At 74.0% G+C, this 19,474-nt stretch carries 19 protein-coding genes; 7 read left to right on the top strand and 12 right to left on the bottom strand.

The window, feature by feature from the left end; all coding sequences use genetic code 11:
* Nucleotides 1-13: 13 nt before the first annotated feature.
* From groL to BLU82_RS01075, 3 genes are all read right to left on the bottom strand, one after another.
* Complete coding sequence (groL, locus tag BLU82_RS01085; RefSeq protein ID WP_092614444.1) at nucleotides 14-1,627, bottom strand: chaperonin GroEL; 1,614 nt, start codon at nucleotides 1,625-1,627, stop codon at nucleotides 14-16.
* 92 nt (nucleotides 1,628-1,719) lie between these two features.
* The gene (groES, locus tag BLU82_RS01080; RefSeq protein ID WP_046768987.1) at nucleotides 1,720-2,019 is read right to left on the bottom strand and encodes a co-chaperone GroES; all 300 of its coding nucleotides are present in this window, start codon (nucleotides 2,017-2,019) and stop codon (nucleotides 1,720-1,722) included.
* A 150-nt stretch (nucleotides 2,020-2,169) separates the two neighbouring features.
* Nucleotides 2,170-3,399 (bottom strand): MFS transporter, encoded by a 1,230-nt coding sequence (locus BLU82_RS01075; RefSeq protein WP_092614441.1) that lies wholly within the window; start codon nucleotides 3,397-3,399, stop codon nucleotides 2,170-2,172.
* A gap of 52 nt (nucleotides 3,400-3,451) precedes the next feature.
* Between BLU82_RS01075 and BLU82_RS01070 the strand changes: the two genes are divergently transcribed.
* Both BLU82_RS01070 and BLU82_RS01065 read left to right on the top strand, forming a co-directional pair.
* Complete coding sequence (locus BLU82_RS01070) at nucleotides 3,452-4,624, top strand: class I SAM-dependent methyltransferase (protein ID WP_092614438.1); 1,173 nt, start codon at nucleotides 3,452-3,454, stop codon at nucleotides 4,622-4,624.
* A 12-nt stretch (nucleotides 4,625-4,636) separates the two neighbouring features.
* Nucleotides 4,637-5,101, top strand: a complete 465-nt coding sequence (locus tag BLU82_RS01065) for an NUDIX domain-containing protein (RefSeq protein WP_092614435.1) — start codon at nucleotides 4,637-4,639, stop codon at nucleotides 5,099-5,101.
* Here the strand turns inward: BLU82_RS01065 and BLU82_RS01060 are convergent.
* The gene (locus BLU82_RS01060) at nucleotides 5,094-5,792 is read right to left on the bottom strand and encodes a glycerophosphodiester phosphodiesterase (RefSeq protein ID WP_092614432.1); all 699 of its coding nucleotides are present in this window, start codon (nucleotides 5,790-5,792) and stop codon (nucleotides 5,094-5,096) included. The two genes, BLU82_RS01065 and BLU82_RS01060, sit on opposite strands and share 8 nt — an antisense overlap.
* Before the next feature lie 254 nt (nucleotides 5,793-6,046).
* Between BLU82_RS01060 and BLU82_RS01055 the strand changes: the two genes are divergently transcribed.
* Nucleotides 6,047-7,177, top strand: coding sequence for a glutamate--cysteine ligase (locus tag BLU82_RS01055; RefSeq protein WP_092614429.1), 1,131 nt, complete (start codon nucleotides 6,047-6,049; stop codon nucleotides 7,175-7,177).
* A gap of 4 nt (nucleotides 7,178-7,181) precedes the next feature.
* The gene (locus tag BLU82_RS01050) at nucleotides 7,182-8,354 is read left to right on the top strand and encodes an amidohydrolase (RefSeq protein WP_092614426.1); all 1,173 of its coding nucleotides are present in this window, start codon (nucleotides 7,182-7,184) and stop codon (nucleotides 8,352-8,354) included.
* Here BLU82_RS01050 and BLU82_RS01045 read toward each other — a convergent pair.
* The gene (locus tag BLU82_RS01045; protein ID WP_197682661.1) at nucleotides 8,351-9,973 is read right to left on the bottom strand and encodes a glycoside hydrolase family 3 protein; all 1,623 of its coding nucleotides are present in this window, start codon (nucleotides 9,971-9,973) and stop codon (nucleotides 8,351-8,353) included. The genes BLU82_RS01050 and BLU82_RS01045 overlap by 4 nt on opposite strands.
* An 82-nt stretch (nucleotides 9,974-10,055) precedes the next feature.
* On the opposite strand from BLU82_RS01045, the gene BLU82_RS01040 reads away from it, so the two are divergent.
* Nucleotides 10,056-11,342 carry a cytochrome P450 gene (locus tag BLU82_RS01040; protein WP_092614423.1) on the top strand — a complete coding sequence of 429 codons (1,287 nt, stop codon included), beginning with the start codon at nucleotides 10,056-10,058 and terminating at the stop codon, nucleotides 11,340-11,342.
* 22 nt (nucleotides 11,343-11,364) lie between these two features.
* A complete protein-coding gene (locus BLU82_RS01035; protein ID WP_092614420.1) occupies nucleotides 11,365-12,012 on the top strand; it encodes an HAD family phosphatase in 648 nt (215 codons plus the stop codon).
* On the opposite strand, the gene tsaD is transcribed toward BLU82_RS01035, so the two are convergent.
* From tsaD to tsaB, 3 genes are read right to left on the bottom strand one after another with little or no spacing between them, the layout of a single operon-like run.
* Complete coding sequence (gene tsaD, locus BLU82_RS01030) at nucleotides 12,009-13,067, bottom strand: tRNA (adenosine(37)-N6)-threonylcarbamoyltransferase complex transferase subunit TsaD (RefSeq protein WP_370246355.1); 1,059 nt, start codon at nucleotides 13,065-13,067, stop codon at nucleotides 12,009-12,011. The two genes, BLU82_RS01035 and tsaD, sit on opposite strands and share 4 nt — an antisense overlap.
* Nucleotides 13,067-13,549: a ribosomal protein S18-alanine N-acetyltransferase gene (gene rimI / locus BLU82_RS01025; RefSeq protein ID WP_231947671.1), complete on the bottom strand. Its 483-nt coding sequence runs from the start codon at nucleotides 13,547-13,549 to the stop codon at nucleotides 13,067-13,069. The genes tsaD and rimI overlap by 1 nt, the downstream gene beginning before the upstream one ends.
* A complete protein-coding gene (gene tsaB, locus BLU82_RS01020) occupies nucleotides 13,546-14,196 on the bottom strand; it encodes a tRNA (adenosine(37)-N6)-threonylcarbamoyltransferase complex dimerization subunit type 1 TsaB (RefSeq protein ID WP_092614414.1) in 651 nt (216 codons plus the stop codon). Before tsaB ends, rimI begins: the two co-directional genes overlap by 4 nt.
* 82 nt (nucleotides 14,197-14,278) lie before the next feature.
* Here tsaB and BLU82_RS01015 point away from each other — a divergent pair, with 82 nt between their 5' ends.
* The gene (locus BLU82_RS01015; RefSeq protein ID WP_092625262.1) at nucleotides 14,279-15,862 is read left to right on the top strand and encodes an MFS transporter; all 1,584 of its coding nucleotides are present in this window, start codon (nucleotides 14,279-14,281) and stop codon (nucleotides 15,860-15,862) included.
* Between the two features lie 38 nt (nucleotides 15,863-15,900).
* Here the strand turns inward: BLU82_RS01015 and BLU82_RS01010 are convergent, their stop codons facing one another.
* The 4 genes from BLU82_RS01010 to alr are packed head-to-tail and all read right to left on the bottom strand — an operon-like array spanning nucleotide 15,901 to nucleotide 19,404.
* Entirely contained in the window at nucleotides 15,901-16,635 is a 735-nt protein-coding gene (locus BLU82_RS01010; protein WP_197682660.1) for a pentapeptide repeat-containing protein, read from the bottom strand.
* On the bottom strand, nucleotides 16,632-17,111 hold the full coding sequence (gene tsaE, locus BLU82_RS01005; protein WP_231947670.1) for a tRNA (adenosine(37)-N6)-threonylcarbamoyltransferase complex ATPase subunit type 1 TsaE: 480 nt from the start codon (nucleotides 17,109-17,111) through the stop codon (nucleotides 16,632-16,634). Before tsaE ends, BLU82_RS01010 begins: the two co-directional genes overlap by 4 nt.
* Nucleotides 17,108-18,235, bottom strand: a complete 1,128-nt coding sequence (locus BLU82_RS01000; RefSeq protein ID WP_197682659.1) for an alpha/beta fold hydrolase — start codon at nucleotides 18,233-18,235, stop codon at nucleotides 17,108-17,110. The genes tsaE and BLU82_RS01000 overlap by 4 nt, the downstream gene beginning before the upstream one ends.
* On the bottom strand, nucleotides 18,232-19,404 hold the full coding sequence (gene alr / locus BLU82_RS00995) for an alanine racemase (RefSeq protein ID WP_370246354.1): 1,173 nt from the start codon (nucleotides 19,402-19,404) through the stop codon (nucleotides 18,232-18,234). Before alr ends, BLU82_RS01000 begins: the two co-directional genes overlap by 4 nt.
* Between the last annotated feature and the right edge of the window lie 70 nt (nucleotides 19,405-19,474).

Below are 19,474 nucleotides of genomic sequence, written 5' to 3'. Positions count from 1 at the left end.
GCAGCGATGAACCTCAGTGGCCGTGACCGTGGCCGTGGCCACCCTCGGCGACCGGCTCCTCGGGCTTGTCCGCCACGAGGACCTCGGTGGTGAGCAGCAGGCTGGCGATCGACGCCGCGTTGGCGACCGCGGAGCGGGTCACCTTGACGGGGTCGAGGACGCCCTGCGCGATGAGGTCGCCGTACTCGCCGGTGGCGGCGTTGTAGCCGTGGCCCGGCGTGCCGTTCTCGACGTTGGCCACGATGACGTAGCCGTTCTCGCCGGCGTTCTCGGCGATCCACCGCAACGGCTCGACCAGCGCGCCGCGCACGATGGCGGCGCCGGTGGCTTCGTCGCCGGACAGGTCGAGCGCGTCGATGGCCGACCGCGCGTGCACGAGCGCCGCGCCACCGCCGGAGACGATGCCCTCCTCGATGGCCGCGCGCGTCGCCGACACGGCGTCCTCGATGCGGTGCTTACGCTCCTTCAGCTCGACCTCGGTGGCCGCGCCGACCTTGATGACGCCGACGCCGCCGGCCAGCTTGGCCAGCCGCTCCTGCAGCTTCTCGCGGTCCCAGTCGGAGTCGGTGTTGTCGATCTCCGCGCGGATCTGCGTGACCCGGCCGTCGATGTCGGCCTGCGCGCCGCCGCCGTCGACGACGGTGGTGTCGTCCTTGGTGACGACGATGCGGCGGGCCGAGCCGAGCACGTCGAGACCGACCTGGTCGAGCTTGAGGCCGACCTCCTCGGCGACGACCTGGCCGCCGGTGAGGACGGCGAGGTCCTGCAGGATCGCCTTGCGGCGGTCACCGAAGCCGGGCGCCTTGACGGCGACCGAGGTGAACGTGCCGCGGATCTTGTTGACGACCAGCGTGGACAGCGCCTCGCCGTCGACGTCCTCGGCCACGATCAGCAGCTGCTTGCCGGACTGGACGACCTTCTCGAGCAGCGGCAGGAGGTCGCTCACCGACGAGATCTTGTTCTGGTGGATCAGGATGTAGGCGTCCTCGAGGACGGCCTCCTGACGCTCCTGGTCGGTGACGAAGTACGGGCTGAGGTAGCCCTTGTCGAACTGCATGCCCTCGGTGAACTCGAGCTCGGTACCGAAGGTCTGCGACTCGTCGACGGTGATGACGCCGTCCTTGCCGACCTTGTCGAACGCGTCGGCGATGACCTCGCCGATGGTGGGGTCCTGCGCGGAGATGGCGGCGACGGAGGCGATCTCGGACTTCTCGTCCACGGGGCGGGCGGTCTCGACGAGCTTCGCCCGGACCGCCTCGACGGCGGCGTCGATGCCGCGCTTGATGCCCATCGGGTTCGCGCCGGCGGCGACGGACTTCAGGCCGCGGTGCACCATGGCCTGCGCGAGCACCGTCGCCGTCGTGGTGCCGTCACCCGCGACGTCGTTGGTCTTGGTGGCGACCTCCTTGGCGAGCTGCGCGCCGAGGTTCTCGTGCGGGTCCTCCAGCTCGACCTCACGGGCGATGGTGACGCCGTCGTTGGTGATGGTGGGAGAACCGAACTTCTTGTCGAGGACGACGTTGCGGCCCTTGGGGCCGAGCGTCACCTTGACGGTGTTCGCGAGGGCGTCGACACCGCGCTCCAGGCGCCGGCGGGCGTCCTCGTCGAACTCGAGGATCTTGGGCATGGGGAACCGGTCCCTTTCGGAGGGTAGTGCTGAACGAGGAAACGCCCCGACCCGAGCCGGCGGCGAGCCGGTCGGGTCAGGGCGTCAGCGCGTCACTTCTGGACGATCGCCAGAACGTCGCGGCCGGAGAGGATGAGCAGCTCGTCGCCGCCGTACTTCACCTCGGTGCCGCCGTACTTCGAGTAGAGCACCACGTCGCCGACCTTGACGTCGAGCGGGATGCGCTTCTCGCCCTCGTCGTCCCAGCGGCCCTCGCCGACGGCGACGACCTCGCCCTCCTGGGGCTTCTCCTTGGCGGTGTCAGGGATGACGAGCCCGGACGCCGTGGTCTGCTCCGCTTCGAGCGGCTTGACCACGATGCGGTCCTCGAGTGGCTTGATGGAGACCGACACTTGTCTGACCTCCCCTTTCGCGGGATGTCACGGTGATTGCTTGTGGACCGGCCGCATGCCGCCGTCGTCGCGGGTGCCGGCGACCTCGACCGTTGGCACTCTCATGGTGAGGGTGCCAGTCCTCAAGTTAGCACTCGGTCGCGATGAGTGCTAGTCCGCCTCGGCAGCCAGGTCCCGAGCCCGCATCACCCGGGCCGACAGCAGCCAGAACGCGGACGCCGCGGCCCCGGCGGCGGCGACCCAGAGCGCCGCGCGCAGGCCGAGGACCGTCCCCAGGGCGCCGCCGGCGATCCCGCCGAGCGGCAGCGTCGCCCACGCCAGGAAACGGCTTGTGGCGTTCATCCGTCCCAGCAGCTCGTCCGGGCAGAGGACCTGACGGAGGCTGGCCGCGGTCACGTTGGTCACCGCGATCGAGAACGACACCACGGCGGCACCGACGACGTAGCAGGCCAGCCTGGCGCCGTCGGCGGCCAGCGGGATGAGCAGGCCGGCCGCGCCCATGACGAGACCGGCGAGCAGGACCGCCCGAACCCGGCCGGCCCGCCGGGCGATCCGGGCCGCCGTCGCCGCGCCGGCGACCGAGCCCACCCCCGGCCCGACCATGAGCAGCCCGATCGTCGACGGCGACAGCCCCACGGTGCGCAGCAGGAACAGCGTCTCGATCGCGTATCGCATGGACAGGAACAGCACGACGCTGGTCGCGTGCAGCGTCGTGGCGCGGATGAACGGCTGGCCCAGGGTGAGCCGGATGCCCTCGCGGATCTCCCGGCCCAGGTGCCGCGACGGCGCGGGCGGCCGGACCGGTTCGGCGGACCTGATCAGGCCGAGCCAGAGCGCTGACCAGAGGAACCCGGCCACCGAGGCGACCACCGCCGTCGCGGCGCCGAGCCAGGCGACCAGCTGGCCGGCCAGGCCGGGGCCGAGCGTGAACGTGACCGCCCGGTTCGCCTCCAGGGCGCCGTTCGCCTCGACCAGTCGGCCCCGGCCGACCAGGAAGGGCAGGTAGGCGCCCAGCGACACATCGAAGACAGCGGCCGCCGTTCCCGCCACGAACTGCACGGCGTAGAGCTGCTCGATCGCCAGGACGCCGATGAGCGCGGCCAGCGGGATCCAGGCCAGCGCCACGGCCCTGGCGGCGTCCGCGGCGACGAGGACGGGGCGACGGCGGACGCGGTCGCTCCACGCACCGATCGGCAGCCCGAACAGCAGGTACGGAAGCCCGGCGAGAGCGCTCAGCAGGCCGACCTGCCAGGTCGACGCGTCCAGCGTGGTGGCCGCCAGGACGGGCACCGCGAGGAGGAGGACCTGGCTGCCGGCCTTGCTCAGCACATCGCCCACCCACAGCCGGCGGAAGTCCGGATGATCCCGGAGCAGTCCCACGCGCCACTCCCGTCATACTTGAGTCGACTCGACTCAAGATAGGCTGATCGCCGTGCAGACGGCCACGTTCGAGGCGCTCCGGACCCCGGCCGGTGCCGCGCTGCTGGCCGAGGCGAGCGCCGCCTACGGGCGCGAGGACGAGTTCGCGCTGGGCACCCGGCTGCGCCGCACCCATGCGCCCGACCTCGTCCCGGCGGCGCTGACGCAGGCGCGGCTGCGGGCCCGCGCGGTGGACAAGTTCGACCCGGCCGACGCGGGCCGGATGTTCTTCACGGTCGACGGCTACGAGCAGGCGACCCGCGTCGCGGTCGCGCGGCACCGGGCGGAGCGGCTGGCGGCGGCGCTCGGCCGGGGCGCGAGCGTCGCGGACCTGTGCTGCGGCATCGGCGGCGACCTCGTCGAGCTGGCCCGGGCCGGGCTGACGGTAACGGGCGTCGAGGCGGACGAGCTCACGGCGGCGGTGGCGGCCGCGAACGTCGCGGCCCTGGGCGTCCCAGCCCAGGTAGTGCACGCCGACGCGACGACAACCGACCGGACGGGGTACGCGGCGGCCGTGTGCGACCCGGCCCGCCGCGGCGGCCGCGGCCGGGTGTTCGACCCCGACGCGTACCGGCCGCCGTGGTCTTTCGTGCTGGAGCTGCTGGCGGGGACGGCATGCGTCAAGGTCGCGCCGGGCCTGCCGCACGAGCGGATCCCCGGCGGCGTCGAGGCGGAGTGGGTGTCCGAGCGCGGCGAGGTGAAGGAAGCGGCGCTCTGGTCCGGCGAGCTGGCCCGCGACGGCGTCAGGCGGCGGGCGACGCTGCTGCCGTCGGGCGCGACGCTGACCGACCGCGACGACCCCGGGCCGGTCGTCCGCCCGCTGGGCGCGTACCTGTACGAGCCGGACGGCGCCGTCATCCGGGCCGGCCTGGTGACGGCGGCGGCCGCGCGGGTCGGCGGCGGGCTGATCGACCAGTCCATCGCCTACGTGACGGCCGACGCGGCGGTCGAGACCCCGTTCGCGCGCGGCTACCGCGTCCTCGACACCCTGCCGTACGACGTGAAGGCGCTGCGCCGGTACGTCCGCGACCACGGCATCGGCGTGCTGACGGTCAAGAAGCGCGGCGTCGGGGTCGAGCCGGAGAAGCTGCGGGCGGCGCTGCGGCCGCGCGGCGAGCGGACCGCGACGTTCGTCGTCACGCGGGTGGCCGGCGCGGCGACGGTGCTCGTCGCCGACCCGCTCTGAGACCCTGAGGGCATGGCGGGCAAGCAGAGCGCGGGCATCCTCCTCCACCGTGACGGCGCCGGCGGCGTCGAGGTGCTGCTGGGGCACATGGGCGGGCCGTTCTGGGCGAAGAAGGACGCCGGCGCGTGGTCGCTGCCGAAGGGCGAGTACGACCCCGACGAGACGCCGGAGGCCGCGGCCCGGCGCGAGTTCACCGAGGAGCTCGGCGTGCCGGTCCCCGACGGCGAGCTGGTCGAGCTGGGCACGGTGAAGCAGTCGGGCGGCAAGACGGTGACGGCGTGGGCGCTGCGCGGCGACCTCGACCCCGCCGCCGTCGTGCCCGGCACGTTCGAGCTGGAGTGGCCACCGCGCTCCGGCCGCACGCAGGAGTTCCCCGAGGTCGACCGGGTCGAGTGGTTCCCGCTCGACGTCGCCCGCGAGAAGATCGTCAAGGCCCAGGCCGCGTTCCTCGACCGGCTGGCCGACGCCGTCAGCTGAGCCGGGCGACCGCGGCGACCAGGCGATCGACATGGTTGCCGTAGACGGCGTCGACACCGGTGGCGAGGAGGCGGTCGATGGACGAGCGCGACTGCGCGTCCCAGCCGAACGCGTGCACGCCCACCTCGTGGAACAGGTTCACGTAGATCGGCGTCCAGTCCAGCCAGTGCAGGTTGACGGCGTCGATGCCGCGGTCGGCCAGTGTGCGGGCCCGGCCGCGGACGCCGTCCTGCAGGCGGCTGACCCGGGTGGAGTCGACCAGCCGGACGTCCGATGCCAGCGCCCGCCACCGCGTGACGACGGACAGCGACGGGTGGCAGAGCCACGTCCGCCCGGGGTCGCCGCCGGCCCGGACCGCCGCGACCACCGGCTCGAACGCGGCCGGGTCCTTGACGTCCAGCGACAGCTCGAAGTCCGTCCCGCAGGCGGCGTACAGCTCGGCGAGCGACGGCACGTGCGCCGGCAGCTGCGACCGCGGCACCTGCGCGATCGGCCGGCGCCCGAACCGCGGCCCCACGACGCCGTCGTGGTCGAGCACGACGACGCCGTCGGAGGTGACCCAGGCGTCGCTCTCGAGGCCCGACGCGCCCAGCCGCAGCGCCAGTTCGAACGCCGGCAGCGTGTTCTCGCGTTCCCGCGCCATGGCGCCACGGTGGGCGAACGTGATGGGCGGGACCCTCGGGACGGTCATCGGGTGCATCCTCTCAAGTCTTGTCACGGGGTGGTCATGCTGCGAGGATTGGATCTTGAGCCAGCCCGCTCACCGTATGCCCACGCCCGACGCTGGCCGCGCCGGGTGCGAGTCGTCCCCGCCGGACGAAGGTCCGTGACTCGCACTCGTGGGTGAAGCGATGCCTCTTGTCAATAAGCGCAGCGGTTTCACTCCGCAAAAGGTGTGAGATAGGGCATTCCGTAATTACCGGAAGGCATGTAACACTTCCGGACATGCAGATCCCTTTCGCGCCGTCCACCCACAGCAGCCTGGGCGTGGAATGGGAACTGCAACTGGTCGATCCCGAGACCCGCGAGCTGACCTCCGGCGCCATCGAGATCCTCGACGAGCTCCGCCCGGCCGGCGCCGAGGAGCACCCGAAGGCCAAGCACGAGTTGCTGCAGTCGACCATCGAGGTCGTCACCGGCGTGTGCCAGACGGTCGGCGAGGCCAAGGCCGACCTCGCCGAGACGGTCCGGACGGTGGCCAAGGCGGCCGACCGCCGCGGGCTGGCGCTGATGTGCGCCGGCACCCACCCGATCACCAACTGGAACAGCCAGAAGATCAGCCCGAAGCCGCGCTACGAGCAACTCGTCGAGAACCTGCAGTGGCTGGCCCGCCGGCTGCAGATCTTCGGCGTCCACGTGCACGTCGGCGTGCGCTCGCCGGAGAAAGTCATTCCCATTGTCAACGCCCTGACGTCCTACGTGCCGCATTTCCTGGCGCTCTCCGCGTCGTCGCCGTACTGGGTGGGCCACGACACCGGCCTGGCCTCGTCGCGCAGCAAGGTGTTCGAGGCGCTGCCCACGGCCGGCCTGCCGTACCAGCTGTCCGGCTGGGACCAGTTCGAGAGCTACATGGGGACGCTGATCTCCACCCGCACCATCGACTCCGTCCGCGAGGTGTGGTGGGACATCCGCCCGCACCCCGACTTCGGCACCGTCGAACTGCGCATCTGCGACGGCCTGCCCACGCTGGACGAGGTGGGCGCCGTCGCCGCGCTGGCCCAGTGTCTGGTCGAGCGGCTGGACCGCGAGATCGACCGCGGCTACCGGCTGCCGTCGCCGAAGAACTGGGTGGTCCGCGAGAACAAGTGGCGCGCCGCCCGGTTCGGTCTCGACGCCGAGATCATCGTCGACGACCAGGACACCGTCGTGCCCGTGCGCAGGGCATTGCTCGATTTGACCGACGAACTCATGCCCATTGCCCGTAGACTGTCCTGCACCGCGGAGCTCGCCGGCATCGAACGCATTGTCGCGCAGGGTGCGAGCTATCAGCGGCAACGGACAATTGCAGAGGCGAACGGCGGTGATTTGACCAAGGTCGTCGACAGCCTCTTGGAAGAGATGGCTACAGGGTTGTGACCGAGTGACCTACGACTGGCTTGCGAGCTGGCTCGACCTTCATACCGACGACCTCACAGCGCTGCGTCGCACGCTCCATGCGCGGCCCGAGCTCGGCCTGAACGAGCACCAGACCACCGACCTCCTCGTCCGCCAGCTGCGGATGTCCGGCCTCGAGCCGCGGGTGCTGCCGCGCGGCACCGGCGTGGTCGTCGACATCGGTACCGGCTCGCGCACCGTCGCGCTGCGCGCCGATATCGACGCGCTGCCGCTGCGCGACCTCAAGGACGTCCCCTACCGCTCCACCGTCGACGGCGTCTGCCACGCGTGCGGCCACGACGCGCACACCGTCATGGCGCTCGGTGCGGCCCTGGCGCTGGCGAAGGTGCCGCAGCTGCCCGGACGGGTGCGGGTGATCTTCCAGCCCGCCGAGGAGATCATGGCCGGCGCCCGCGAGGTCATCGCGGCCGGCGCGCTGGAGGGGGTCGAGCGGGCGTTCGCGCTGCACTGCGACCCACGGCTGCCGGTCGGCCAGATCGGCATGCGGTCCGGCCCCATCACGGCGGCCTGCGACCTCGTCGAGGTGCGCGTCTCCGGCCCCGGCGGGCACACCGCGCGGCCGCAGCTGACCGTCGACACCGTCGACACCCTGTCGCGCATCGCCGTCGACGCGCCGGCGCTGCTGGCCCGGCAGATCGACATCCGGGCCGGGTTCTCGCTGGTGTGGGGGTCGATCCAGGCCGGCGGACCGCCCAACGCCATCCCGTCCGAGGGCGTGCTGCGCGGCACCGTCCGCGTGCTCGACCACGCCGCCTGGGCCGACGCCGAGAAGTACGTCCGCGCCGTCGTCCGCGACCTCGCACACCCCAGCGGCGCCCGGGTCGAGGTCGACTACGAGCGGGGCGTGCCGCCGGTGGTGAACGACGAGGCCAGCGTGGTGCTCATGCGCCAGGCCGTCGCCACCGAGCTGGGCCCGCACGCCGTCACCGGAACGTCGACCAGCATGGGCGGCGAGGACTTCGCCTGGTACGGCGAGCACGTGCCGCTGGCGCTGGCCCGCATCGGCGTGCACGGCAGCGCGCTGGCGAAGATGGGCGACCTCCACCAGGGCGACTTCGACATCGACGAGAAGGCGCTGGCCTACGGCGTGCGGGTGTTCGTCAGCACGGCGCTGGCCGCGCTGACGGCGTCACGCTAGGACGCGCAGCCCTGCTGCTCGGCCCCGGAGACGGGGACGGGCAGCGTGCCGCGCGCCGGTGACGTTCCGGCCAGCACCTCGGCCAGCGCGCGGAACGCCCCCGGCGTGCGCCCGTACAGTGCCACCTTGACCGGCGCGTCGCTGCCGCCGAGCGCGTACGGGCGGTCCAGCGCGACCACGACGTCGCCGGAGCCGGGCTCCGTCCCGCCGAGCAGCCGGACCGTCGTCGGCGCGTTCGCGTCGGTGGTGAGGCCGGCGGCCGCGGCGGCCTCGTCGAAGCGGACGCGGTCGGCCTCCTCGCCGCCGACGACGCGGACGGGGCCGTCGACCAGGGGGCCCTCGCAGGCGCCGGCGACGACCGTGACGCCGCCGAGCGACTCCTGGTAGGACAGCTCCTCGTGCGTGCCGACGGCGGCCGAGTCGGGCGCCGGGCCGGCCGCCTCGTGCAGCATCAGCGCGACGCCGCGGGTGGCCGCCTGGGCCAGCCGGTCCGCGGGCAGCTCGCCGCTCGCGACGGCGTCGACGATCGCGGTGTGCGCGGACTCGACGTCGGCCGGCATCAGCACGACGTCGGCGCCGGCGGCCAGCGACTGCACCGCGGCGGCGCCGGAGCCGTAGCCGTCGCTGATGGCGGCCATGTCCTGCGCGTCGGTGACCACCAGCCCGTCGAAGCCGAGCTCGTCCCGCAGGAGTCCGATGACCTTCGGCGACAGCGACGACGGCAGACCTGACTCGACGGCCTCTACTTCTATGTGCGCGACCATGATCGCCTCGGCGCCGGCGGCCACCGCCGCCTGGAACGGTACGAAGTCGCGGGCGCGCAGCTCGTCCAGGCCGGCCGTCTGCACCGGCAGCTCCTCGTGGCTGTCGGCCGGGACCGAGCCGTGCCCCGGGAAGTGCTTGGACACCGCGACGATGCCGGACGCCGCGTAACCGCCGAGCGACGCCTGGACGGTCTCGGCGACGACCTGCGGGTCGGACGACGCCGACCGCGTGCCGATGGTGGGGTCGTCCGGGCCGGTGGTGACGTCGGCGTCGGGGGCGAACACCATGGTCAGGCCCATGCCGCGCAGCTCCTCGCCGCTGGCCAGCGCGACCTGCGCCGCAAGCTCGGTGTCGCGGGACGCGCCGAGCGTCATGTAGGCGGGGAACTCCGTCGCCGGCGCCTTGATGCGCGCGACCGTGCCGCCCTCCTGGTCGATGCCGATGATGACGGGGAACTCGCGGTCGTCGGCCGCCTGGATGGCCGCCGTCGCCTCCTGGACCTGCTCCGGCGACTCGACGTTGTCGCCCATGAGGATGACGCCGCCGAGGCCGAGCTCCGCGATCTGGCTCGTCGGCGGCTCGAGGCCGCTGTAGCGCGCGACGATGACCTGCCCGGCCTGCCGTTCCACCGGCATCTCGGCCACCAGTGCGGCGGCGCGGTCGAACTCGTCCTGCGTGGGGCCCCAGGCCAGCGGCGGCGGCGTGGTGGGGGTCGGCGACGGGGTAGGGCTGGGGCTGGTGGTGGCCGTGGTGCCGGGTTCGGTGGCCGAGGAGTCGTCGTCGGCGCCGTCGTCACTGCCGCCACAGGAGGCGAGCAGGAGCGCACCGGCGAGAAGGAGGAGCAGTCGCCGCATTTCCGCCAGTCTGCCACGCCGGGTGTCCGGACCGTGAGCGAACGGGTGGCGGCGCGCGGGCCGGCGCTCGTAGCGTCGGGGTATGCGCCGCCCGCTGCCGGTCGTCGGTGATCTGTTCGCGTTCCAGTCCGACCGGCTGCGCTTCGTCGCCGCCATGCAGCGCGAGCACGGCGACGTCGCCCGGTTCCGGCTCGGCCCGTTCCCGGTGTGGCAGCTCGCGCACCCCGACCTCGTCCGGCAGGTGCTGGTCACCGACGCCGCCGGGTTCCGCAAGGGCATGGTGCTGCAGCGCGCCCGCGTCGTGCTCGGCGACGGCCTGCTCACCGCCGAGGGCGACGTGCACCGTCAGCACCGCGACCTCGTGCAGCCGGCGTTCCACTCGCGGCACATTACCGGGTACGCGTCGGTGATGGTGGACCGTTCCGCTGCTGTGTCGGCGTCGTGGACCCCTCGGGAGCCGCTGGACGTGCACGCGGCGACGGTCCGGATGACGCTGGAGACGGCCGGCACGACGCTGCTCGGCACGTCCGTCGACGTCGGCGCCGTCGAGGGGGCGCTGGCGGACCTGCTGAGCGCGTACAAGCTGGCGTTCCTGCCGTTCAGCCAGCGGCTGCAGGGGCTGCCGGTCGGGCCGCTGCGGCGGCTGCAGCGGGGACGGCGGCGGCTGCATGGGCTGGTCGACTCGGTGGTCGCCGACCGGGTGGCGTCCGGCCGCGACGGCGGCGACCTGCTGTCCGCCCTGGTCCTGGGGTCCGGCGACGGCCGCCTGTCGTCGCAGGAGTTGCGCGACGAGGCGGCGACGCTGCTGCTGGCCGGCCACGAGACGACGGCGAACACGCTGGCGTTCGCGCTGCACCTGCTCGCCGTCCACCCGTCCGTGCAGGCGTCGGTGCGGGACGAGGTCGACGGTGTCGGCGCACCGGGGCCGGACGACCTCGACCGGCTGCCGCTGTGCCGCGCCGTCGTGTCCGAGACGCTGCGGCTCTACCCGCCGTCGTGGATGATGGGTCGCCAGGCGCTCGTCCCGCACGAGGTGGGCGGGCACGTCATCGAGCCGGGCGACCTCGTCGTCCTGCCCCAGTGGGTCGTCCACCACGACGAGCGATGGTGGCCGCAGCCGTTCACCTTCGACCCCTCCCGCTGGTTGGACGGGGGCGCCGACCGGCCGCGGTGGGCGTTCTTCCCGTTCGGCGCCGGACTGCGCCGCTGCATCGGCGAGGGGTTCGCCTGGACCGAGGCGGTGCTCGGCCTGGCGACGATCCTGCGGCACTGGCGCCTGCGCCCCGTCCCCGGCCGGCCGCTACGGCTGGACCCGCTGATCACCCTCCGCCCCCGCGGCGGCCTCTGGCTGATCCCGGAGCCCCGCTGACCGCCCCGGTAGCGTGGCGGGCATGGATGCGGTGGTCTTCGATCTCGACGGCGTGCTGGTCGACTCCGAACGTGCGTGGGACGAGGTGCGCCGGGCGGTGGTGGCGGAGCACGGGGGGACGTGGACGGAGGCGGCGACGCGCGCCATGCAGGGCATGAGCACGCCCGAGTGGGCCGCCTACCTGGTCGGCGAGCTGGGCACGGCGCTGACGGCGGACGAGGTGGCGCGGGCGGTCGTCGACGAGATGGCCCGCAGGTACGCCGACGCGCCGCCGGTCATCGAGGGCGCCGTCGACGCCGTGCGGGCGGTGGCCGCGCGCGGGCCGGTCGGCATCGCCAGCTCGTCGCCGCCGGTGCTGATCACGTCGTTCCTGGAGTTCGCCGGGCTCACCGGCCTCGTGCCCGTCGCGGTGTCCAGCGAGGACGTCGCCGCCGGCAAGCCCGCCCCCGACGTCTACCTCGAGGCCGCCCGCCGCCTGGACGTCGATCCGCGTCGCGCCGCCGCGGTCGAGGACTCCACCAACGGGCTGCGCTCCGCCCACGCCGCCGGCCTGACCGTCGTCGCGGTGCCGAACCCGCACTTCCCGCCCGACCCGGCAGTCCTGGCCGCGACCGCCACGACCGTCCTCGGCGACATCAGCGAGCTCCCCGGCGCCCTGGAGCGGCTCTAGCCGACCAGCACCTGGGTCACCGGCAGCGACGAGTCGGAGGCGAAGTCCAGCGACGACGGCGGCAGGCCACGCTCGACGACGGCGGCGCCGAGGGCCGCGATCATGGCGCCGTTGTCGGTGCACAGCGAGAACCGGGGCTGGCGCAGCTCGATGCCGGCCGCCGCGCAGCGCTCGCGGGTGAGGTCGCGCAGCCGGGCGTTCGCCGCCACGCCGCCGGCCAGGACCATCGTCGAGATGCCGCGCTCCTGGCAGGCCAGCACGGCCTTGCGGGTGAGCACGTCGGCCACGGCCTCCTGGAAGCCGGCCGCGACGTCGGCCACCGGGACCGCCCGGCCTTCGCGCTCGGCGGTCTCGACCCAGCGGGCGACCGCCGTCTTCAGGCCGGAGAAGGAGAAGTCGTAGCGGTGCCGTTCGAGGTCGCGCTGGCTGGTGAGGCCGCGCGGGAACCGGATGGCGGCGGGGTCGCCCTCCTCGGCGGCGCGCTGGATGTTCGGCCCGCCCGGGTACTTCAGCCCGATCAGCCGGGCCACCTTGTCGAACGCCTCGCCCGCGGCGTCGTCGAGGGTCTGGCCGAGCAGCGTCGCCGACGTCGCGATGTCCTCGACCAGCAGGATCTCGGTGTGGCCGCCCGACACCAGCAGCGCGACCACCGGCTCGGTCAGCGGGCCGTTCTCCAGCTGCTCCGCCGCCACGTGCCCGACCAGGTGGTTGACGCCGTAGAAGGGCTTGTCCAGCGCAACGGCGAGCGCCTTGGCAGCGGACACCCCCACCATCAGGGCGCCGGCCAGCCCCGGCCCCGCGGTGACGGCGACGGCGTCGACGTCACCGAGCGAGGCGCCGGCCTCGGACAGCGCCCGCTGCAGCGTCGGCACCATCGCCTCGAGGTGCGCGCGGCTGGCCACCTCCGGGACGACGCCGCCGAAGCGGACGTGCTCGTCGACGGAGCTGGCGACGGCGTTGGCGAGCAGCGTGGTGCCGCGCACCAGGCCGACGCCGGTCTCGTCGCAGGAGGTCTCGATGCCGAGGATCAGGGGCTGGTCGCTCACGCCGCCGATTATCCCTCCGCCGCGGACCCGGCCCGCAGCCACTTCCGCAGGACGAGCCCGTCGCGGCCGCCGCCGTAGTACTTGCGCCGCACGGCGATGCGCTCGAAACCGTGCCGCGTGTAGAACGTCCGCGCCGGCTCGTTGTCGGCGCGGACCTCCAGCAGCAGCTCCCCGGCGCCGCGGCGCCGGGCCTCCGCCTCGAGCGCCGTCATCAGCAACGTCCCGACGCCGCCGCGCTGCCGGCCCGGCGCGACGGCGATCGTCATGACGTCGGCGGGCTCGCCGGCCAGCCCGGGCAGCAGCAGCCCCGCGTAGCCGACCACCTCGCCGTCGTCCTCGGCGACGACGTACCAGCGGGTGTCCGGGACGCCGGCCAGTTCCGACCGGAACTGCTCCGCCGACCACGGCGGGTCGCCGGCGAACAGCTCCTGCTCCAGCGGCACGACGGTGTCGAGGTCCGGCTCGCGCATGGGCCGCAGCGCGACCCTCACCGGGCGAGGACGCTCTTCCGCGCGCTCGGCGGCGTGGCGTCGGGGCGGCGCAGGTAGAGCGGGTCGGGCGGCAGGATCTCGACGGCCTCGGCGACGACGGCGGCGGCGAGGTGCGCGGCGGACGGGTACTCGGGGTCGAGCGCGCGGGCGAACGCGTCGGGGTACAGGCGTGCGCCGGCGCCCGCGGCGGGCAGCCGGTGCTCGGCGAGAGCGGCGGCCGGACCGACGTCGGGGCCGCTGACGCGCACGCCGCCGGCGTCGTAGGTGGCCCAGTACACCTCGCGGCGGCGGGCGTCGGTGGCGACGGCGAACGGCTCGCCCGGCGGGTTCGCCGCGCGCACGCCGTACGCGAGCACGTCGAGGCTGCAGACCCCGCGGACCGGGAGGTCGAGGACGGCGCCCATGGTGCGCGCCGCGGCCAGGCCGACCCGCAGCCCGGTGAACGGCCCCGGCCCGACGCCGACGGCCAGCTCGGTGAGGTCGCGGCGGCCGGCGCCGGCATCGTCCAGCACGGACGTGACCAGCGGCATCAGCAACTCGGTGTGCCGGCGTGGGTCGACGGTGGTCGCCTCGGCCAGCACCCGCTCGCCGTCATGCAGGGCGACGGTCACCGCGGGAGTCGACGTGTCCAGGGCCAGCAACAGCACCCGCCCACCCTACGTCCGCGGTACCCACCTCACCCAGTTCGGGTGACCTGGGCGCGGCGCGACCGGGCGGAGGGTAATGCTCATGACCGACTCGACCCGCACCGCCCGGCTGTCGCCGCTCGTCATGGTGGCGATGATCCTGGCCGTCTCGATGTCGTTCATCGACCAGACCATCGTGGCGATCGCGTCGCCGGACCTGCAGCGCGACCTCGGCCTCACCAGCAACGAGGGCGAATGGGTGATCAACGCTTACCTGGTGGCGCTGGCCGCGACGTTCGCCCTCGGCGGGCGCATCGCCGACGCCTGGGGCGCCCGGCGCATGGTGCTGGTCGGCGTCGCCGGGTTCGCTGTTATGTCGGCGCTGTGCGGCGCGACCCCCGACGCATCGTGGGCGGAGGCCTGGCTGATCACGGCACGGGCGGCGCAGGGCGTCTTCGCGGCGGTGCTGCTGCCCGCGGCGATCTCGATCGTCTACGGCAGCGCGGCGCCAGAGAAGCGCGGCCGGTCGATGGCGATGTTCTTCGGCCTCACCGGGGCGTTCACCGCGCTGGGCCCGGTCCTGGGCAGCTACCTGCTCGAGTGGTCGTGGCGGACGATCTTCTGGATCAACCTGCCGGTCGCGGCGGCCGCGCTGGTGGGCGTCGTGCTGGCGCCGATCGGCGAGCATCGGCGACCGGGCGCGATCGACTGGCTCGGGGCGGCCATGGTGGCGGCCGGCATGGCGCTCAGCGTGGTCGGGTTCTCGCAGGCCACGGAGTGGGGCTGGACCAGCGTCTGGACCTGGGCGTGCCTGGTCGGCGGTGCCGTGTTGCTGGTGTTGTTCGGGTTCGTCGAGCGACGCCGTCACCCGCCGCTGATCCGGCTGGACATCTTCCGGCTGCGCGGCTTCCGGGTCGACTCCGGCGTGCTGTTCTTCGCGATGGTCGCGTTCGTGCCCGTCGCGTACTTCCTCAGCGTGTACGCGGCGGTGTCGCTGGGCCTCGACGCGGGCGGCGCGAGCACGCTACTGCTCCTGTACTTCCTCGGCTTCCTGCTGGCGGCGCAGGTCGGCGGGCGCATCTTCGATGCCTGGGGCGCGAAGCCGACGATCCTCCTGGGCTGTGCGGTGGGCATCGCCGGCTACGCCAGGTGGGCGACGCAGGTGACCACGCTGGACGCCTCGGACCAGCACCACCCGCTGCTGCTGGCCGGGGCCGGGATTGGGTTCCTGCTCGGGCCGGCTAGCGCCGACGCGGTCAGCCGCACCCACGACGCGTCCTACGGCGAGGTCACCGGCATCAACCAGACGATCCGCAACTACGGGTCGGCGCTGGGGTTCGCGGTGCTTGGCACCATCGCCACGCACGTGTTCACCGACCGGTTCGCGTCGTCGCTGGTCGGCCTCGGCGTCGGCCGGAGCACGGCGGACGAGCTGGCCCAGCGGGCCGCCACCAGCGGCGGCGGCGACCGAGACCTCAGCGGCGTGCCCGCGTCGGCGCGCGGCGCGGTCGAGCAGGCGGTGGCGGCGGACTTCGCCGAGAGCATCCGAGCCGTCCTGATCGCGATGGCCGTCGCGCTGACGGTGGCGTTCCTCATCGCCCTGCGCCACCCCGGCGACCGCCCGGCACAGGAGGACGCGAAGCGGACCGAGCCGGACCGAGCCTCCACACCGTCGCATCCCGCCTGACGTGCGCGATCTGCCGCCTCCCGACGAGCTGAGGGCCATCAGTCGACGACGATGCCGAGCTGGCCGAGCAGCCGCGACGCCTGCTCGCCGGAGATCGTGGCGCCGGACAGCAGGTGGACCTCCTGCCAGGAGAAGTCGCCGAGGTCGGCGCCGCGGAGATCGGCGCCGTCGAGCTCGGCGGCGCGCAGCACCACGCCGCGCAGCCGGGAGTCGGTCCAGACGGTGTCGCGCAGGTCGGCGCCGGCCAGCACGGCGTCGTCCATGCGCAGGCCGTCGAGCTCCTGGCCGCGCAGGCTGATGCCGGACAGCCCGGCCAGCATGAGGTTGCACCGCTTGAACGTGGCACCGAGTCCGCGCGAGTCGTCGAGCCGGGCGCCGACCATGCGGCAGCCGGTGAAGGCCACACCGGCGATCAGCGTGTCGCGCCAGTTGGTGTTGGCGAGGTCGACGCCGTCGAAGCGGGCGTCGGAGAGGTCGGCGCGGGAGAAGTCGGCCTTCGGGGCGCCACCGCCGGTCCACACCGAGCCGTCGAGGTCGGCCCGCCCGAACCCGGCGCCGTCCATGGTGCACGACTCGAACGTGGCGCCGACCAGCGCGGCGCCGCCCAGCCGCGCCTCGGTGAGGTCGCAGCGGCGGAACACGCGCGGCGCCGGCCCGGCGACGCCCAGCAGCTCGGTGAGGTCGCGTTCGGTGAGGTCGGCGTCCTCGACGGCGGCGCCGGCGGCCAGCAGCGCGGCCAGCTGGTCGTCGGTGGGCGCGGTGCGGTCGGTCACGGCCGCACCACCGCGGCCAGCGCGTCCTCGTTCCAGCGGTCGCCGACGACGCGGACGCGGACGTGCCGCACCTCACCGAGGTCGGCGCCGTGCGCGCGGTCGATGTGGATCTCCAGCCGGTCGCCGGCCAGCCCTTCGGCGACGCCCTCGCCCCACTCGACCAGCGTGACCGCCTCGTCCAGCGTGGCCTCGAGGTCGATGTCCTCGAGCTCGTCCCAGCCGCCCAGCCGGTACGCGTCGACGTGCACCAGCGGCGGGCCGCCGGCCAGCGACGGGTGCACCCGCGCGATGACGAACGTCGGCGACGTGACGGGGCCGCGCACGCCCAGCCCGGCGCCGACGCCCTGGGCGAGCGTCGTCTTGCCGGCCCCGAGGTCGCCGCCGAGCAGCACGAGGTCGCCGGGGCGCAGCAGCCCCGCGAGCCGTTCCCCCAGCGCCGTCATGGACTCGGCGTCGGGGACGTCGAGGTCGATCACCGCTTGCCCTCCTCGGTGCGCCGCCGCCGGACGGACGCGATGCGGCTGCTCATGCGCCGCGGCCGGCCGCCGCGGCGGGACCGGTCGAGCAGCGTGCGCAAGGCCTCGGTGACCACCTCGTGTCGTTCCAGCAGCACCATGTGCCCGGCGTCGGTGGCCTCGACGTACTCGACGTCGACCAGCGCGTCGGCGAGGTCGCGGCTGTGCTGGACCGGCGTCATCTGGTCTCGCTCGCCACCCACGACGAGCACCGGGATCTTCGCCAGGACGGGGACGGCGGGCGCGGCGTCGAGCTCGCCGAACAGCGGGAAGAACCGCGCGACGACGTCGATGGGTACCGCCGCGTTCATGATGGCGGTGAACTCGACCAGCTTCGGCGAACCGCCCTCGGCGAACGCGTAGCGCCTGGTCAGCACGTAGGCGAGGTCGCTGCCCATCTTGCGGCCGCGCTCGACCAGCACGGGTTTGCGGGCCAGGATCGAGACGGCGGCCGGCGCGGCCCGCCCGGCCAGCCGGCCGAGGTAGCCGGGCAGCCCGAGCCCGGAGACGTCGATCTTCTGGCCGCTGGTGGCGATGAGCGCGACGGCGACGACCCGCTTGCCGAACAGCTCGGGCCGCGCCTCGGCCAGCGCCTGCACCGTCATGCCGCCCATGGAGTGGCCGACCAGCACGATGGGCCCCTTCGGCACGATCTCGTCGATGACCTGGCCGAGGTCGGCGCCGAGCCGCCGGAAGGACAGCTCGCCGTCGTCGGGCAGCGGGCCGGACCGGCCGTGCCCGCGCTGGTCCCAGAACACCAGCCGGGCGCTGCCGCGGAGGTCGCGGCGCTGGAAGTGCCAGGCGTCCATGGTGAGCGCGAAGCCGTGGCAGAACACCACGGTGGGCGCGCCGGCCGGGCCGTCGTCGACCTCGACGCCGAGGTCGACGCCGTCGTCGGTGGTGACGGTGTGCGACGTGCCGCGCAGCGACCCGAACGGCTCGTCGGCGTAGGGGTCGTCCTTCTTCAGCGACCGGCCCATGACGTAGCGCTCGGCGGCGAACCCGACGGCGGCGCCGGCGGTGGCGACGCCGACCCACGTGCCGATCAGCCCGGCCGTGCGTCCCGCCGTGACGAGCCGGCTCACAGCGCTCCGCCGACGTAGACGCGGGGCAGCCGCGGCGCGAACCGGGTGACGATCTCGTACGAGATGGTGCCCGCGGCGTCGGCCCAGTCCTGTGCCGTGGGCTCGCCGGCCGCGGCGTCGCCGAACAGCACGACCTCGTCGCCGGCGCGGACGTCGTCGTCGCGGAGGTCGACGACGAACTGGTCCATGCAGACCCGCCCGGCGACGCGCCGCGTGACGCCGCCCACCAGCAACGGCCCGCCGGGGCCGGCCGAGCCGCCGGACGCGTGCCGCGGCACGCCGTCGGCGTAGCCGAGCGGCACCAGCCCGAGCGTGGACTCGCGGTCGGTGACGTAGAGGTGGCCGTACGACACGCCCTGACCGGCCGGCACCCGTTTGACCAGCGTCAGCCGGGCCCGCACCGACATGGCCGGACGCAGCCCGACGTCGCCCGGCGCGACCTGCTGCGGCACCGGCGACAGCCCGTAGCTGGCCAGCCCGGGCCGGACGAGGTCGAAGTGGGCGTCGCGCAGCGCGAGCGTGGCGGCGGAGTTGGCGAGGTGGCGGACCTCGGGCCGGGCGCCGCGCGACTCGGCCAGCGCGACGGCGTCGCGGAACGCGGCCAGCTGCTGGGCGTTGGCCGGGTGGCCGGGTTCGTCGGCGCAGGCCAGGTGCGACCAGAGGCCGACGACCTCGACCAGCCCCTCGGCCTGGGCCTTCAGCGCGTCGTCGACGAGTTCGGGCCACTCGGCCGGCGGCGCGCCGGACCGGCCCATGCCGGTGTCGGCCTTGAGGTGCAGCCGCGCGGTGCGGCCGGTCTCGCGCGCCGCGGCGGCGATCTCGGCCACCGCCCACGGCGCCGACGCGGACACGTCGACGTCGGCAGCCAGCGCGTCGGCCCACCGCTCGCCCGGCGCGCAGAGCCAGGCCATGACCCGTCCGCCGATCCCGGCGGCGCGCAGCGCCAGCGCCTCGGCCATGGTGGCGGTGCCCAGCCAGGTGGCGCCGCCGGCCTGGGCGGCGCGCGCCGACGGGACCAGCCCGTGGCCGTACGCGTCGCCCTTCACCACCGCCATGACCTGCGCGGGAGCGGAACGGACGGCGAGCTCGGCGACGTTGTCGCGGATGGCGGCAAGGTCGACCCGCACCTCCGCGTGCGGCACGGGCCGGGAGCCGTACTGATCGGTCACCACGTCACCGATTGTGTCAGCCACCACCGACAAGGGGTGCCCGCCCCTGGCGACCGGGCGGCGGCCTTTG

Origin of the sequence: Jiangella sp. DSM 45060 (assembly GCF_900105175.1) — a bacterium.
Classification (GTDB): Bacteria; Actinomycetota; Actinomycetes; order Jiangellales; family Jiangellaceae; genus Jiangella.
This window is presented reverse-complemented; position numbering and strand designations above follow the sequence as displayed.

Excerpts from the sequence above, each read along its gene's own strand:
- groL (WP_092614444.1), bottom strand. The coding sequence starts at position 1,627 with ATGCCCAAGATCCTCGAGTTCGACGAGGACGCCCGCCGGCGCCTGGAG.
- BLU82_RS01065 (WP_092614435.1), top strand. The coding sequence starts at position 4,637 with ATGGCGGGCAAGCAGAGCGCGGGCATCCTCCTCCACCGTGACGGCGCC.
- BLU82_RS01060 (WP_092614432.1), bottom strand. The coding sequence starts at position 5,792 with ATGACCGTCCCGAGGGTCCCGCCCATCACGTTCGCCCACCGTGGCGCC.
- BLU82_RS01055 (WP_092614429.1), top strand. The coding sequence starts at position 6,047 with ATGCAGATCCCTTTCGCGCCGTCCACCCACAGCAGCCTGGGCGTGGAA.
- BLU82_RS01045 (WP_197682661.1), bottom strand. The coding sequence starts at position 9,973 with ATGCGGCGACTGCTCCTCCTTCTCGCCGGTGCGCTCCTGCTCGCCTCC.
- BLU82_RS01040 (WP_092614423.1), top strand. The coding sequence starts at position 10,056 with ATGCGCCGCCCGCTGCCGGTCGTCGGTGATCTGTTCGCGTTCCAGTCC.
- BLU82_RS01035 (WP_092614420.1), top strand. The coding sequence starts at position 11,365 with ATGGATGCGGTGGTCTTCGATCTCGACGGCGTGCTGGTCGACTCCGAA.
- BLU82_RS01015 (WP_092625262.1), top strand. The coding sequence starts at position 14,279 with ATGACCGACTCGACCCGCACCGCCCGGCTGTCGCCGCTCGTCATGGTG.